At 34.1% G+C, this 16741-nt stretch carries 16 protein-coding genes; 2 read left to right on the top strand and 14 right to left on the bottom strand.

The features are described 5' to 3' along the window. Positions 1–22: 22 nt before the first annotated feature. The 14 genes from argH to C4F50_RS04295 all read right to left on the bottom strand — a co-directional run bounded on the left by argH (position 23) and on the right by C4F50_RS04295 (position 15118). Positions 23–1303 (bottom strand): argininosuccinate lyase, encoded by a 1281-nt coding sequence (argH, locus tag C4F50_RS04360; protein WP_193845196.1) that lies wholly within the window; start codon positions 1301–1303, stop codon positions 23–25. 183 nt (positions 1304–1486) lie between these two features. Then, complete coding sequence (locus C4F50_RS04355; protein WP_193845195.1) at positions 1487–2557, bottom strand: M20 family metallo-hydrolase; 1071 nt, start codon at positions 2555–2557, stop codon at positions 1487–1489. Positions 2558–2759: 202 nt separating this feature from the next. Beyond that, positions 2760–3533 carry an acetylglutamate kinase gene (gene argB, locus C4F50_RS04350; RefSeq protein ID WP_193845194.1) on the bottom strand — a complete coding sequence of 258 codons (774 nt, stop codon included), beginning with the start codon at positions 3531–3533 and terminating at the stop codon, positions 2760–2762. 106 nt (positions 3534–3639) lie between these two features. Next, the gene (locus C4F50_RS04345) at positions 3640–4587 is read right to left on the bottom strand and encodes an N-acetylornithine carbamoyltransferase (RefSeq protein WP_193845193.1); all 948 of its coding nucleotides are present in this window, start codon (positions 4585–4587) and stop codon (positions 3640–3642) included. A 224-nt stretch (positions 4588–4811) separates the two neighbouring features. Next, entirely contained in the window at positions 4812–5573 is a 762-nt protein-coding gene (proB, locus tag C4F50_RS04340; protein ID WP_193845192.1) for a glutamate 5-kinase, read from the bottom strand. 228 nt (positions 5574–5801) lie between these two features. Then, positions 5802–6995: a glutamate-5-semialdehyde dehydrogenase gene (locus tag C4F50_RS04335; RefSeq protein WP_193845191.1), complete on the bottom strand. Its 1194-nt coding sequence runs from the start codon at positions 6993–6995 to the stop codon at positions 5802–5804. A 17-nt stretch (positions 6996–7012) separates the two neighbouring features. Then, entirely contained in the window at positions 7013–7345 is a 333-nt protein-coding gene (locus C4F50_RS04330; RefSeq protein ID WP_193845190.1) for a hypothetical protein, read from the bottom strand. Further along, the gene (locus tag C4F50_RS04325) at positions 7342–7836 is read right to left on the bottom strand and encodes a hypothetical protein (protein ID WP_193845189.1); all 495 of its coding nucleotides are present in this window, start codon (positions 7834–7836) and stop codon (positions 7342–7344) included. Before C4F50_RS04325 ends, C4F50_RS04330 begins: the two co-directional genes overlap by 4 nt. A 4-nt stretch (positions 7837–7840) precedes the next feature. After that, positions 7841–8980, bottom strand: coding sequence for an aspartate aminotransferase family protein (locus C4F50_RS04320; protein WP_193845188.1), 1140 nt, complete (start codon positions 8978–8980; stop codon positions 7841–7843). 155 nt (positions 8981–9135) lie between these two features. Then, positions 9136–10113, bottom strand: a complete 978-nt coding sequence (argC, locus tag C4F50_RS04315) for an N-acetyl-gamma-glutamyl-phosphate reductase (RefSeq protein WP_193845187.1) — start codon at positions 10111–10113, stop codon at positions 9136–9138. Positions 10114–10134: 21 nt separating this feature from the next. After that, positions 10135–10476 carry a hypothetical protein gene (locus C4F50_RS04310; RefSeq protein ID WP_193845186.1) on the bottom strand — a complete coding sequence of 114 codons (342 nt, stop codon included), beginning with the start codon at positions 10474–10476 and terminating at the stop codon, positions 10135–10137. Between the two features lie 15 nt (positions 10477–10491). After that, on the bottom strand, positions 10492–11685 hold the full coding sequence (locus C4F50_RS04305) for an argininosuccinate synthase (RefSeq protein WP_193845185.1): 1194 nt from the start codon (positions 11683–11685) through the stop codon (positions 10492–10494). A gap of 61 nt (positions 11686–11746) precedes the next feature. Continuing rightward, positions 11747–12382, bottom strand: coding sequence for a GNAT family N-acetyltransferase (locus C4F50_RS04300; RefSeq protein ID WP_125722911.1), 636 nt, complete (start codon positions 12380–12382; stop codon positions 11747–11749). Positions 12383–12850: 468 nt separating this feature from the next. Further along, the gene (locus C4F50_RS04295) at positions 12851–15118 is read right to left on the bottom strand and encodes a M1 family metallopeptidase (protein WP_193845184.1); all 2268 of its coding nucleotides are present in this window, start codon (positions 15116–15118) and stop codon (positions 12851–12853) included. Positions 15119–15303: 185 nt separating this feature from the next. On the opposite strand from C4F50_RS04295, the gene C4F50_RS04290 reads away from it, so the two are divergent. Together C4F50_RS04290 and C4F50_RS04285 are read left to right on the top strand one after the other, a co-directional pair. Next, positions 15304–16155 (top strand): aldose 1-epimerase family protein, encoded by an 852-nt coding sequence (locus tag C4F50_RS04290; protein WP_193845183.1) that lies wholly within the window; start codon positions 15304–15306, stop codon positions 16153–16155. Positions 16156–16164: 9 nt separating this feature from the next. After that, positions 16165–16713: a GNAT family N-acetyltransferase gene (locus tag C4F50_RS04285; protein WP_193845182.1), complete on the top strand. Its 549-nt coding sequence runs from the start codon at positions 16165–16167 to the stop codon at positions 16711–16713. Positions 16714–16741: the final 28 nt, after the last annotated feature.

The following is a 16741-nucleotide window of genomic DNA, read 5'->3' as shown; positions in this document are numbered from 1 at the left end:
GTTTTTTAATGGTGTTTGTTTATTAAAAAGCAGCTTTCATTTTCTGCTTAATTTCATTTAAACATAAATTATTGATACTGCCTTCGTGAGTGTGTTTTGTTTCTTTTGGAGATTGGTATGTTCCAGCTTCTAATTGTTCTGCAACGGCTTTATAAGCATCTCTAAACGGCATTCCGGCAACAACCATTTCGTTTAAGGTGTCTACCGTAAACAAATAATCGTATTTTTTATCTTCTAAAATATGATCTTTTACGGTAATATCTTTTATAGAAAATATGGCAATATCCAGACAAGCTTTTAAATTTTGAAGTGCTGGAAATAATCCTTCTTTTAGAAGTTGCAAATCTCTATGATAACCGCTAGGCAGATTATTTGTAATTAAAGTGATTTCGTAAGGCAAAGCTTGAATCTTATTGCATTTTCCTCTGATTAATTCGAAAACATCCGGATTTTTCTTGTGGGGCATAATGCTTGAACCAGTGGTAAGATGTGCTGGAAGTCCGATAAAATCAAAATTCTGGCTCATGTACAAACAAACATCCATTGCAAATTTTGATAAAGTCGCAGCGACACTGCTCATTGCAAATGCAACTGTTTTTTCTGCTTTTCCGCGGCTCATTTGTGCGGCAACAGCATTGTATTTTAAAGTTTCAAAACCTAATTCCTGAGTAGTAAAAGTTCTGTTGATTGGAAATGAACTTCCGTAACCCGCAGCTGAACCAAGCGGATTTTGGTCGACTACTTTTCCTGCTGCATTCAGCATTGTAATGTCATCAATCAAACTTTCCGCATAAGCAGAAAACCACATTCCGAAAGATGAAGGCATTGCAATTTGTAAATGTGTGTACCCTGGCAATAAAACATTTTGATGTTTTTCTGCTGATTCCATCAACAAATCAAAAAGTGTTTTTACCTGTTCTTTTAGAGCTTTTACTTCGTCTTTTAAATACAAGTGAACGTCTACTAAAACCTGATCGTTACGAGAACGCGCGGTGTGGATTTTTTTTCCGGCATCGCCTAGTTTTGCAGTCAGCAAATATTCGATTTTAGAATGTACGTCTTCAAAACTGTCTTCGATTTCGAAATTACCTACTACGATATCAGCAATTATTTCGTTTAAAGCATCAACTAAAGAAGTTGTTTCCTCTGAAGTTAATAAACCAATCTGCCCCAGCATTTTGGCATGTGCGATAGAACCTAAAGCATCGTATTTTGCTAAAACTAAATCCAATTCACGATCGTTTCCAACGGTGAATTGTTCGATTTGTTTATCTGTTGGTATTCCTTTTTCCCAAAGTTTCATAAGATATGTTTTTTTGTTTCACAGAGATATTCAAAGGTTCTCAGAGATTCACAAAGTTTCTTTTTCACTTAATGTTTCTAAGTTCCAGAGTATTCTAGCCCCGATAGCAGTGGAAATCCTTTTATTTTTTTCTTTAAAAAATAAAAGATTGGAACGGATAGCGGGATTAGCTCCTAAAAAATATTATAATTTAAAGAAACCAGTCAATATTTTAATATAAAGATCGACTCCTTCTTCAATTTCATTTACAAAAATAAATTCGTCTGCTGAATGTGAGCGCAGGGTTTCTCCTGGTCCTAATTTAAGCGACTGACAGCTTAAAACCGACTGATCTGAAAGCGTCGGCGATCCGTAAGTTGTTCTTCCTAAAGCGATTCCTGCTTGTACTAAACCGTGTTCTACAGGAATAGAAGAAGCGTTTAAATGCATTGATCTCGGCGTTACTTCGGCATTTACGTTGGCTTTTACGACTTCTAGAATTTCAGCATTTGTATAGCAGTCTGTTACCCGGATATCTACCACCAAGTCACATTCTGACGGTACCACATTGTGTTGTTTTCCGGCATTAATCTGCGTTACAGTCATTTTTACAGGACCTAAAACGTCTGAGATTTTGTCGAATTTATAGTTTTTAAACCATTCCATTACCGGAATTGATTTGTATAATGAATTGTCATCGTTTTGGTGTGCGGCATGGCTTGCGGTTCCTTTTACTTTTACATCTAAAACTAAAAGACCTTTCTCAGCAACAGCCAATTGCATTAAAGTAGGTTCGCCCACAATCGCGCAGTCTAATTCTGGTAAATGTTTTAAAACACTGTTTAAACCGTTTTTTCCGCTGCTTTCTTCTTCTGCCGAAGCCACAATCACAATGTTATGTGATAAGTTCTGGTTTTCGTAAAAATGTACAAAAGTTGCTAGAAGTGAAACAAGACAACCTCCTGCATCATTGCTTCCTAATCCATAAAGTTTTCCGTCTTTTTCAATTGCTTTAAACGGATCGTTTGTATAGGCTTGATTTGGTCTTACAGTATCGTGATGGGAATTTAGTAAAAGTGTTGGTTTATTTTCGTCAAAATATTTATTGAAAGCCCACACATTGTTATTTTCTCTCTGAAACGGAATTTGGTTTTGATTGAACCAGTTTTCTATTAAAAGTGCTGTTTGATCTTCTTCGCTTGAAAATGAAGGGGTTTCAATTAGATTACGTAATAGCTGTAGGGCTTCTTTGGTAAGCGTTTCTATATTTTTCATAGTATGGTTTCTTTGCCGCGAAGGCTCGAAGTCACAAAGTTTTAAATTAAAACTGTGACATTTTTAATTTGCGCAAATTTCTTAAATTAATATTTAAAATGCCTTGCGCAGTTATCTTTTTTTTGCCGCGAATTGCACAAATTTTAGCTAATTTTTTTAAATCTTGATTCGTGAAAATTCGTGTAATTCGCGGCAACTTATTTTATAACGTAATGGTTGTATGTAGAACATCTGGATTTTGAAGCATTTTGTGATGCCCGATTTTGATTTTCTGTACACCTCGTGATAAACTATTAAAACAGTTGTCCAGCTTTGGAATCATTCCGGAATGGATTACTTTTTCTTCTTTCAGTTTGTTGTATAATGCTTCGTTGATTTCGGTAATTACAGACGAATCGTCTTCTGAATCCTGTAAAACTCCTTGTTTTTCAAAACAATATGTCAGTGTCACATCAAAAACTTCTGATAATGCAATTGACAATTCACTTGCTATCGTATCAGCGTTTGTGTTTAACAATTGGCCGTTTTTATCGTGTGTAATTGCGCAGAAAACAGGAACAACTCCAGCTTCAAGTAATGTTGCAAGCAATTTTGTATTTACCTGTTTTACATCGCCTACAAATCCGTAATCTATTGTGGGATGGTTTCTTTTTGTCGACTGAATTAAATTTCCGTCAGCACCAGAAAAACCTATGGCGTTATTGTCTTTGGCCTGCAATTGTGCCACAATATGTTTATTGATTTGTCCAGCGTAAATCATTACCACAACATCAAGCATTGGAGCATTTGTAATACGGCGTCCGTCAATCATTTGCGGTACTAGACCAATACTCTGCGCCATTTTTGTAGCCGATTTTCCACCGCCGTGAACTAATACTTTATATCCTTCAATTTTAGAAAAATCAGTTAAGAATTGTTCTAATTCTGCAGGATTATCGATGATGTTTCCACCGATTTTTATTACTGATACGTTCATTATCTTTAAGGTTCAAAGGGACAAAGGTTCAAGGGGACAAAGGTTTTTTGGACGGTTTAAAAAAAAAACCTCTGAACCTTTGTTGCTTTGAACCTTTGTACCTAATTTATAATTTCTTCAAAATTTTCTGTAAAACTAACTGCGCCGAATACGTTCTGTTATTCGCCTGTTCGATTACGATTGAATTTTCGCCGTCTAAAACTTCGTCGCTTACAATTACGTTACGACGAACAGGAAGGCAGTGCATGAATTTTCCGTTGTTGGTTAAAGCCATTTTTTCGGCTGTAACGGTCCAGTTTGGATCTGAATTGGTTACTTTTCCGTAATCATTGAAATTACTCCAGTTTTTAACGTAAACAAAATCAGCGTTTTCGAAAGCTTTATTTTGATCGTATTCAATTTTACAATCTTGTGTAATTTCGGGGCTTAACTCGTAACCTTCTGGATGTGTGATTACAAAATCCATATCTTTTTGCATCTGCATCATTTCTACAAAAGAATTCGCAACTGCCTGCGGCAACGCTTTTGGATGAGGCGCCCAAGACAAAACTACTTTTGGTTTGTGCTTGGTTTTGAATTCTTCCATCGTAATGGCATCTGCCAAAGATTGAAGCGGGTGACGCACAGCACTTTCCATATTTACAATTGGCACCGTAGCATATTTTAAGAATCCAGAAATTACCGTTTCTGCATAATCTTTTTCTTTGTCTTCTAAACCTGCAAAAGCACGAATCGCGATGATATCACAGTATTGAGAAACTACTTCTGCAGCTTCTTTTATATGTTCTGAAGCACCAGAATTCATAACCGCTCCATCTTCAAACTCTAAAGTCCATCCTTCGTTAGTAAAATTCATTACCATAACGTTCATTCCTAAGTTTAAAGCAGCTTTTTGCGTACTCAAACGCGTTCTTAAACTCGGATTGAAGAATAACATTCCTAAAGTTTTGTTCTTTCCTAAACTTTGATTTTTAAGCGGATTTTTTTTGATTTTTAATGCGCCTTTTACCCATTTTGATAATGAGTTGATTTCTTTTATTGATATGTAGTTCATTTGTTTTTCTTTGTTTTCTGTTCTTTGTTTTTTCTTGCTTTTTTTGCTTTTTTTGCTTGTATTTTCTAAAATTAAACACGGATAAAACGGATTCGCTATCGCGAAGACAGTGAATTTTGATAGCATCTAGTAATTCTTCATGCACTAAAATCATCTTTCAACATTTAAAAATCTGTGTAAATCCGCGTCTTCACGAAGTGAATCAGTAAAATCCGCGTTCAATATCACACAATCTTGGTAAAAGGAATTTCGTCCTTCAATGCCTTTAAAATAAAATTATCATTTAGTCCATTAACGATCCAGGTTTCAATGCTGGCTGCTTTTGCTATTGCCGCAGCTTCGATTTTGGACTGCATCCCTCCTGTTCCGTGTGATGATTTTGATTCGCCGATTTCTTTCTCCAATGATTTCAAATCACTTACCAGTTTAATCGTCTCTGGATTTTCATTATGAATAGATTCTTTTGTATAAATCCCGTTCGTATTGGTAGCAATTATCAGGATATCAACATTTAGCAGTACCGCCGTTAATGCAGCCAATTTATCATTATCTCCAAACCGAATCTCGTCTGTGGCAACGGTATCATTTTCATTGATAATCGGAATGTAATTGTTTTTGACTAATACATTAATTGTATTTACAATGTTCTTTTTGGTCTGCTCTTTTTCAAAATCAGAATAAGAAAGTAAACACTGCGAAGTATTTAATCCTAAATCCTTAAAATTTTCATTGTAAATCCGCATTAAATGAGGCTGTCCGATAGAAGCTAAAGCCTGCTTTACAAAAACATCTTTATCTTGATTATCCAGCTTTACAAACTGCTTTGCCGCCGCAATTGCTCCAGAACTTACTATGATAAATTCATATTCCTCGTTTAAAGCCGCAATCTGTACTCCGAGGTCTTCAATCTTTCCCCGCGAAATATGATTGGTTTCCTTGGTTAAGGTGTTACTTCCTATTTTTAATAAAATCCGTTTTTTTGCCATGTCTTTTGTTTTTGCCACGAAGGCGCTAAGGCACTAAGTTATTTTTAACGCAAAGAGCGCAAGGTTTTTTTTATATTGTTTGTCTGTATAAACGCATCCCGAAGCTTCGGGACGGAAAGCCTTGGTTTTAAATAAATCCAAATTTAAAATTCCAATCAATCTAAAATTAAAAATCGCTAATCATCAATCTAAAATCTAATCCCGACGCTTCGGGACTAAAATCTAAAATTATCTTATTTGTCCTTCTCCGTAAACGTACCATTTATTGGTTACGAGATGCTGCAATCCAATTGGACCGCGTTGATGTAATTTATCAGTACTTATTGCTAATTCTCCGCCGAGACCAAATTGTCCTCCGTCTGTAAATCTTGACGATGCGTTTTGATAAACAGCTGCTGCATCAATCGCTTCCATAAATTCTTTTGCGGCTCTGTCGTCTCTGGTAATAATTACAGCTGAATGTCCTCCACAGTATTTATTAATTGTATCAATTGCATTTTCCTCAGAATCAATGGTTCCGATTACTATTTTATAATCTAAAAATTCTTCGTACCAAATATCTTCGTTCTGAAGTGTTTCTGTATCTTCAAAATTTTCAAGTGATTTATCGACAATAACTTCAACATTACTTTCTTTTAATGTTTCAATTAAAATGGCTGTAAAACCTTCAAAATTGGGAAGTTTTGGATCTATTAAAACTTTATCTACTGCATTACAGGCAGAAATTTTAGATGTTTTGGCATTCAATATTACTTTTAAAGCCAAATCGGTATCAGCATCTTTATGAACGTAAACAAAATTATTACCGCGTCCGCTTACAATTACGGGACATGTGGCATGTGCTTTTACAAATTCGATTAATTTTTCTCCGCCTCTCGGAACAATTAAATCTACTTTTTGTGTTGGTTTTTCTAAAAAAGCCTGAGTTTCTGCTCTATTATAATTCAGATATTCAACCCAGTCTTTAGAAACTTTATTTGCTTCTAATGCTTGATGCCAAAGACTTACAATTTTCAAATTGGATTTTAAAGCTTCTTTTCCTCCTTTTAATAAAATTTTATTTCCGGATTTGAAAGCAATTCCTCCCGCTTCGATTGTAACGTCTGGACGAGATTCGTAAATAATTAAAATCGTTCCAAAAGCGGCTGTTTTATTAATGACTTTGATTCCATTATCATGCGTAAAATGAAAACGCTCTACTCCAACGGGATCTTCCTGAGATGCCAGTTGATTTAGGGATAAAATCATCTCATCAACTTTTTTATCATCGACTTTCAAGCGTTCTTCCATCGCTAAATCTGAACCGTCGTAATCCGCAAGATCTTCCTGATTGGTTAAGATAATCTGATTCCGCTCCTGTTCGACCAGCTTTGCCATGGTTTGCAAAACTGCATTGCGAGTTTCAATTGATAATGGTTTCATAGTTATAGTTGGTTGGTTTAAAATCTAAATTGTGATACTATATATAAATCGGCACCTACAACCAAATAATACAATACAATATTCACAACAATCCATACTTTTTTTATTATACTGTTATCTTGGTTTTGAGAAGAGTAAATTTTTAAAACTTGCATAATCAAAACAATCACAGACAATAAGACAACAAACAAAAAGATAAAAAAAACAATTCCGTTCATTAGTTCCGTATATTTCCAGATTACAAACATACTTGGAACATTCGCTATCAAAGTTGTCCAAAAAATAACAAACAAGTAAGCCATTGATTGAAATCTAAGAAATGAATAAGAAATTAAAAAACTGTTTTTCATTGTTTTCTAATTTTAAATCCAATAACTACCTTTCTAGGTTCGCTTTCCTTTTGAAAATCGTATTCTAAAGTATCAGAATCTTTTGTATCAGCCTTTGCTTCTTTGTGTACACTATAGGAAAAAACTAAAGAATCATAACATTTACATTCTATTTCCTTCTGTATTAAAGGTTCAAACTTTTTTATTTTTTCTTCAATAAAAGCTTCATTCTTAATTTCTGACAATTCAATATTTAAATTTTCTAGAGAATCCAGTTTTTTGTTTTCGCAATCTCTCAGATACCACAAATTTGCTGTATTATTATAGGTATCTATTTGAATTTGCTCTTCCTGACTGATCTCCAGCCTCATTTGTTCTAAAACTGTTTCAAGTCTTACTGATGGAACATATTCGGGCGCCCTTCTCATTCCCCATGCAAATGGGTTTAGAAAAAGAAACATCGGCAGTAAAACAGCCATTATTAAAAAGGCTGCCCAAATATTTTTTATCATTTATTTAGTTTTTCAACTCTTCTAAGCTTTCTTTCAAAGCTTTTACAAACGTATCAATATCGGCTTTTTTCACAGTCAACGGCGGTAAAATTCTCAACAGATTTTTGTTGTTTGCACTTCCTGTAAAAATGTGTTTTTCGATAATTAATTTCTTTCTCAAAGCAGCAACATCAAAATCAAACTCAACTCCAAGCATTAATCCTTTTCCTTTTACTTGTTTGATCCCCTCAACTTCTTTGATTTTTTCTAAGAAATATTCGTAAACTTCATTTACATTTTTCTGTAAATCCAATTTTTCAATTACATCTAAAACTGCGATTCCTGCTGCACAAGACAAATGGCTTCCGCCGAAAGTAGTTCCTAATAATCCGAAACTTGCTTCAAATTTTGGAGAAATTAAAATGGCTCCAACTGGAAAACCGTTACCCATTCCTTTTGCAACTGAAATAATATCAGCGTTGATTCCGTGATGTTGGAACGCGAAGAATTTCCCGCTTCTTACGTATCCTGATTGTACTTCATCTAAAATCAAAACAACATCATGTTTTTTACATGCTTTTTCTAAAGCTTGGAAAAATTCTGTTGTTCCTTGGTCTAAACCTCCAACTCCCTGAATTCCTTCGATAATTACTGCTGTAACATCTCCTTTTGCTAGTTCAGCTTCAACCAATTCAATTTGATTTAAAGGTAAAAATGTAACAACTTGCTGTGCATTAATTGGCGCAACAATTTTTTTATTGTCTGTAACCGCAACTGCAGCAGAAGTTCTTCCGTGAAATGAATTATCAAAAGCTACTACTCTTGATTTTCCGTTATGGAAAGAAGCTAATTTTAAAGCATTTTCATTAGCCTCAGCTCCAGAACTGCATAAAAACAATTCGTAATCTTCAAGACCCGAAAGTTTTCCTAATTTCTGTGCCAATTCAACCTGCAAAGGATTCTGAATTGCATTTGAATAAAATCCTAAATGGTCTAATTGATTTTTCAATTTAGCCACATAATCCGGCTGTGTATGTCCGATGGAGATAACTCCATGTCCGCTGTATAAATCTAAGTATTCTACTCCTTTGTCATCTGTAATTGTGCAGTCAACTGCTTTTACTGGAGTAATATCGTATAATGGGTAAACGTTGAATAAGTTCATTTCTTTAAAGTTAAATGTTATTTGTTAAAAGTTAGAAGTTCAATGCAATACATTTACATCAACTTATAACTTCTAACCTTGAAAAAAGATAAATGTATTTGTAAAAAGCTAAAGTAAAAACGTTTAACATCTAACTTGTAACTTTCTTACTTCTACTAAAATCCGCTTGGTTTCAAATGCAAACCGGTGGTTTCTTCTAATCCGAACATTAAATTCATGTTTTGAATGGCTTGTCCTGAAGCACCTTTGGTTAAGTTATCTATTATTGATGTTATGAGAACCCGGTTTCCTTTTTTCAATAAACTAATGATACATTTGTTTGTCTGAACAACTTGTTTCATATTAATATTTGTGGTTGTAACCGTTACAAAAGGCTCATTTTTATAGAACTCTTCGTATTTAGCAACCAATTGCTCCAAACTATCATCAGAAAGCGTATATAATGTTGCAAAAATCCCTCTTGGGAAATCTCCTCTGTTCGGAATAAAAAGCAATTCGCTTTCAAAATCGTCCTGCAATTGTACCAGACTTTCTGTGATTTCTCCTAAATGCTGGTGTTCAAAAGCTTTATAATGAGAAAAGTTGTTATTTCTCCAGCTGAAATGAGATGTTTCTGAAAGACTTACTCCCGCTCCTGTAGAACCAGTTGTTGCATTAATGTGAACATCGTTATTCAATAATCCGTGTTTTGCTAAAGGCAGTAAAGCCAATTGAATAGCGGTTGCAAAACAACCTGGATTTGCAATATAGTTTGCTTTTTTAATTGCAGCTTTATTTATTTCAGGTAATCCATAAACAAAATCTTTTCCCTCAAAATGAGCGTCTTTGTTCAATCTGAAATCATTTCCTAAATCGATGATTTTAGTGTGGCTTGCAAATTGATTTTCTTTCAAAAATGAAATTGATTTCCCGTGTCCTAAACATAAGAAAACAACGTTCACATTTAGATTGATTTCATCAGTAAAATTCATTTCGATATCGCCCATCAGATCGTGGTGCGCTACAGAAAGCGGTTTCCCAGCATTTGTAGTACTGTAAACAAAATCGATGTTTACTGTTGGATGATACATTAAAATTCTGATAAGTTCTCCGGCTGTGTAACCCGAACCACCAATAATTCCGATATTAATCATAATTTTAAATTTATTAAAAAACTATTTCTCGTAAAGATCTTTTTTCTCCTTTGGAAGAAATGCTTTGATTATGAAAGAAAGTATTATTGCTTCAATCAAAAACGCTAAAAAAACTATAAATTCTCCCTTAAAATAAAGTAACATACTTGGTATAGCATTAAATACAGAAAAGATTTTGTTTATTATTTCAATTGGACTTGGAAAAATCAAAATCACATAACTTACAGCTATTATTACTACAGATATGCTGCCTGCAACGAAGCTTCTATTAGTTAAAAATACTTTTACTAAGTTATCTTTAAAAAATAGTGCGATTCCTAACATTATTAGTATTGTTATAAATACTAAAACAATAGTAATCATTACTTCTTTTTCAAATTAATCATGATCTAATTGATTTACAGACGAAAAGATGTTTTGAGCATTTCCCAGAATTTTAATAAATCCTTTTGCATCGTCAGATGTCCATGCGTTATTCATTTCTCCATACTGTCCAAAACCTGTATTCATTAAATCATTTCTAGATTCAATTCCGTCAAGTGAGAAATGGTAAGGCTTTAATGAAACCGTTACTGTTCCGTTCACTGTTTTTTGCGTGTCTTGTAAAAACGTTTCGATGTTACGCATTACAGGATCCAAAAACTGACCTTCATGAAATAACATTCCGTACCAGTTTCCTAACTGTTCTTTCCAGTATTGCTGCCATTTTCCTAAAGTATGTTTCTCTAATAAATGGTGCGCTTTGATGATAATTAACGGAGCAGCAGCTTCAAAACCTACTCTTCCTTTAATTCCGATAATAGTATCTCCTACGTGAATATCTCTACCAATTGCGTAAGCATTTGCCAGTTTTTCGAGTTTTACAATATTATTTTCTGGTACATCTTTTTTACCGTTTAAGGCAACCAATTCTCCTTGTTCAAAATGCAGAGTCACTTTTTCTTCACCTTCTTTTTGCAATTGCGAAGGATAAGCTTCACTTGGCAAAGGCTGGCTTGACGTTAAAGTTTCTTTTCCTCCAACGCTGGTTCCCCAAAGTCCTTTATTGATTGAATATTGTGCTTTTTCCCAAGAATAATGAACGCCGTTTTTTGCTAAATAATCAACTTCTTCTTGTCTTGAAAGTTTTAAATCTCTAATTGGAGTGATAATTTCGATTTCTGGAGCAATGGTCTGGAAAATCAAATCGAAACGAATTTGGTCATTTCCTGCACCCGTACTTCCGTGTGCGATTGCGCTTGCCCCTACTTTTTTGGCATATTTAATGGCTTCAATTGCCTGAAAAACACGCTCTGCGCTTACAGATAATGGATAAGTATTGTTTTTTAATACGTTTCCAAAAATCAAATATTTTATAGCTTTATCGTAATATTTGTCAATGATTGTCAGGTTGGCATGCTGTGCACTTCCTAATTCGTAAGCTCTTTTTTCAATAGCTGTTAATTCTTCTGCAGAAAATCCTCCTGTATCTACAAGAACAGTGTGAACTTCGTATCCTTTTTCATTTTTTAAATATTTCAAACAATACGAGGTATCTAATCCTCCGCTATAAGCTAATACTACTTTTTTCATTTTTTATAATTTAGGCTAATACTTTCGTATGTAGCAGTTTGAGATTTTTTCTAATTAATGGTTAAACAAAAAATGCAATTATTTTATTTAAAAATAAAGCTTGTTTAATTTTTTTAAGTCTGCTCAAAACAGCTTCGTTAAAAGGATGTCTCGGCGGTGTTTTTTGTTTTTCTTTTGGGTCGTATAACATTCCTGTGCATAGGCACATTTTGTTTTCTTTGCTTTGCAGAATTGGGAAATTGGTACAGGTTTTACAGCCTGCCCAAAAACTCGGATCGGTCGTCAATTCTGAGAAAGGAACGGGTTTATAACCTAACTCTGAATTAATTTTCATAACAGCTAAACCAGTTGTAATTCCAAAGATTTTAGCGTCTGGAAATCTTTTTAAAGAATAATCAAATACTTTAGATTTTATCTTTTTAGCTAAACCATGACTTCTGTAATCCGGATGTACAATTAATCCCGAGTGCGCAACAAATTTTCCGTGTTGCCAGCTTTCTATATAACAAAAACCTGCAAACTTTCCGTCAGCCAGTGCAATCATTGCATCACCGTTTGCCATTTTTTTCTGAATGTATTCAGGAGTTCTTTTAGCAATCCCCGTACCTCTTAACAAGGCAGATGATTCTATCGTATCGCAGATTTCTTGTGCGAATTTGAAGTGTTCTTCCTGAGTTACAACAATAGAGATCTTCATTTCAATTATTGAAGTTAGAGTTAAAAATTAAAGCGTATTGTTTAGTTTGAAATCCAGAAATGAATCCAATAAAAATAGACAAAAAAGAAGTAATATTCTCAAAATCAAAAACTTGATTCGAAAAATTTACAAAATTATATATAGTTCTAGGATATGTTTGTCCAATGGACAAATTTTGTGATTTCAAAATGAAAAATGGATATGAATAAATATACGGTTGAAAAACTCAGTGGATACTATAGAGATAGTGTCCGTACTTCGGGAGAAGTAATCGGTGAGTTTGTCCGTGACAAAGAAGTTATATGTAAACTTATTTTATTCATCGCTGCAAATGTACACTATTTTTTATTTTACAAAACAAAAAATTTAAATTCTAACATTTTTTTTGCATTTTGTGAATATAGTAAAAAACAAAGCCCGATAATTATCGCTAACTATCGGGCTATTAATATTTTATGTTTATTAAAATTATTTCTTCGTAAAAGAAATTACTTGTCCATTCTCCATAATGATCATATCAAAACCAGTTTTTGCTTCATTAAATTTAAATTTTAATCCCGCTCTGCCCGATTCAAATGTATCTTTTTCGTTTGCAACAGGATCCAAAGCAAATTTAGGATAGTTTGGAAGTTCAGCTGTTAAAACACTATTTTTTTCAGTCATAACAACCGTAAGAGGCGATTTTGTTGCAATGTAGCTGCCTAAATATCCATCAAGAATAATATCTTTTTCAATTTTACCGTTTCCCGCTTTCCATACATTATTGCTTTCATTATAATCTGGAAAAACGTGATCTGGATCTAAAGTGATACTTTCAATTTCTTCTGTAGAATTATGTTTGAAAGACCAAGAATTGTTTCTCTGCCAAATTTCTACGGGCAATTTTACTCTCGTTACTTTACCGCTTTTTGTTTTAACGTCTAAAATAATCGGCATCGGGATTTTATCAAAATTCTCAACAGTAATTACAATTCCCTTTGCAGGATCGTTTTTCACATACTTAATAGAATTAATTCCTTGGTCAAAACGCCAGTTATTTACAAACCAGCTTCTCCAGAACCAGCTTAAATCTTCTCCAGCAACATTTTCTATTGTTCTAAAGAAATCATCAGGCGTCGGATGTTTGTAAGCCCATCTTTCGACATAGGTGCGAAGTGCTTTATCAAAACGCTCTTCACCCAGAATCTGCTCACGTAACATTACTAATCCTGCACTCGGTTTTGCATAACATAAAACGCCTATATTACGCTCTTTCATATTATCAGGAGAGCTTAACACCGTTTCTAATTTTGGACTTGTATAATATTCTGCATTTTCGTGTAAATCTTCTGGTTTCTGCTTGTATTCACCATTATTAAAATCAACCGAACTAACTGAGTTGATAAAAGTATTAAAACCTTCATCCATCCAAGCAAAATAACGTTCGTTTGACCCCACAATCATCGGGAACCAAATGTGCCCAAATTCGTGATCTGTCACTCCCCATAAGTCATCCCCTTTAGATTCCCATCCGCAGAAAACAATTCCAGGATACTCCATTCCGCCCTCGTTACCCGCTACATTTGTTGCCGCAGGATAAGGATATTCAAACCATCTTTTAGAGTAATTTTCGATAGATGCTTTTACATATTCTGTAGAACGCCCCCAAGCAGCATTTCCGGAACTTTCAACTGGGTAAGCCGACAAAGCCAGAGATTTTTTTCCGCTAGGAAGATTAATTTTTGCTCCATCCAAAATAAATGCCGGAGAAGAAGCCCAAGAAAAATCACGTGCATTAGTAATTCTGTAATGCCATGTTTTCTCAGCACTCGCATTGGTATTGGCTGTAGCCGCAACTTCGTCCGCAGAACGAATTACAACTGTTTTATCACTTTGCTGTGCTTCTTTGTAACGCTTCAAATGTTCTGCAGAAAATACTTCTGCTCCGTTTACAAGTTCTCCAGAACCTACAACAAAATGGTTTGCCGGAGCGGTAATTTTTACATCAAAATTTCCGTATTCCAAATAAAACTCAGAAGCTCCTAAATACGGAGCGGTGTTCCAGCCTTTTACGTCATCATAAACACACATTCTTGGATACCATTGTGCAATAGTGAAGATTTTACCATTTCTAGTTTCCAAAACCCCCATTCTGTCTGATCCTTCAAACGGAGCGATGAATGAAAACTCAATTTTAACTTTTACAGAACCACCTTTTGCTGCCAATTCCTGAGGCAGAAAAATCTGCATTCTTGTATCTGTAATAATATACTTTGCAGCAACCTCTGTTTTAGTTTTTCCTCCAGAAATTACTTTTACAGATTTTATTTTATTTCCTCCATCAAAAATCTGCCCTTGCGCTCCATTACGACTTCCTGTTAAAGGCACAACTGCGTTTCCTCTAGAATCTTGTTTAAATAAATTTTGATCTAAATACAGCCATAAAAAAGACAATTTGTCCGGGCTGTTATTGGTATAAGTAATTTCGTCTGTACCAACAAGTTCGTTTGTGGTATTATTCAATTTTACATTTATCTGATAATCTGCTCTATTCTGCCAATAATCTACGCCTGGCTGTCCACTAGCGGTACGGGTAGAAGTACCATTTTTTGAATAAAAGTTTGGTGCAAATGCATCATGGTAATTATAATTGTTAACTGAACCGCCTGATGTGGCGGCAGGAGTCTGCGCCCAGACAGAAGAAATCCCTGTAAACAAAGCCATGGTTAAAAAGGCTTTAAAAGCGTGTATTTTCATATTTTTTAGCTATTTGTGTAGCAAATTAATGAAAAAAAAAGCTATTTGCAGAGAAATAATAAAACATAAATTGAATTTTAGCAAAATTTTATCAATAAAATAAATCAAAGGATTTTCTTAAAAAACTAAATTTTATAAAATATATTTACACTTAATAATAGAACATTCATTTTACTCTCAATATTTTGAACACAACAATCTCAAATTCAATTTTAAAAGCTTCGATAAATCATGCAGGAGCTGAATTATTTTCTATAAAAGACAATCAGAACAAAGAATACATCTGGGAAGGAAATCCAGATTTTTGGGGCAAACATTCTCCAGTACTTTTTCCTATTGTCGGCACTTTAAAAAACAATACCTATACTATTAATAGTAAGGAATTTCAATTACCACGTCATGGTTTTGCGCGTGATATGGAGTTTGAACTGATTGAGAAAACAGAAAATAAAGCTGTTTTTTCTTTACAATCGTCTGAAGAAACTTTGAAAAAGTATCCTTTTGAATTTGAGCTGCAGCTTGTTTATACTCTGAATGAAAATGCTCTTGAAATTGCTTACAATGTGATCAACAAATCAAAAGGAAAAATTCCTTTTTCGATTGGAGCGCATCCAGCGATTGCACTTCCTGAGAATTTTGAGAATTATGCTTTTCAATTTGAAAAAGAAGAAAACCTAGAATATTATCTTTTAGAAAATGATTTAATTTCTAATCAAACTAAAATTCTTGAAACAAAAAATAATCTAGTTCCTTTAAACTATGAGCTTTTCAAGAATGATGCTTTGATTTTCAAAACTTTAGAATCCAATTCTTTGACGATTCTAGAAAACAACAAACCCTATGTAAAAGTTGATTTTGAGGATTTTCCGAGTTTAGGTCTTTGGACAAAAGAAAATGCTCCATTTGTTTGCATCGAACCTTGGCTGGGATATTCTGATACTTTAGAGAACTCTGGAGATTTATACCAAAAAGAAGGCATTTTGGTTTTGGATGAGAACAAATCTTTCACTTCAAGATTTACTATTTCAATATTATAATATACTAACATGTTAGAATTTAATTTTAATCCGTTTCCCGTAATAGAAACCGAGCGTCTGATTTTGGACAGGCTCAGTGAAACTGACATTGTAGAAGTTTTTGAAATGCGCTCCGATCCAGAAATAATGAAATATATCCCAAGACCTTTGGCTAAAAATCACGACGACGCATTGAAGCATATACAAACCATTAATGAAAACATCGATAAAAACATTGGTATAAATTGGGCAATCAGACTTAAAGGAAATCCTAAACTTTTAGGAATTATCGGTTTTTATAGAACGCAGCATGAAAATTACCGTTCAGAAATTGGTTATATACTTCATTCTGATTTCCATGGTAGAGGAATTGTTCCAGAAGCGGTGAAGCGTTTAGTTGAATATGGCTTTAAAGATTTAAAACTGCATTCGATCGAAGCGGTAATTGCACCAGAAAATACAGCTTCAGAAAAAGTACTGCAGAAATGTGGTTTTGTTAAGGAAGCCCACTTTAAAGAATCAGACTTTTATGACGGAAAATTTCTTAACAAGGTAATCTACTCATTACTAGAATCGTAGTAATTTATTCTTGTTAAAAAGAATTTCT

The sequence above is a fragment of the Flavobacterium hungaricum genome (genome assembly GCF_015182285.1).
Taxonomy (GTDB): domain Bacteria; phylum Bacteroidota; class Bacteroidia; order Flavobacteriales; family Flavobacteriaceae; genus Flavobacterium; species Flavobacterium hungaricum.
The sequence above is the reverse complement of the archived record's forward strand: the minus strand, read 5'-3'. Positions and strand labels throughout refer to the sequence as shown.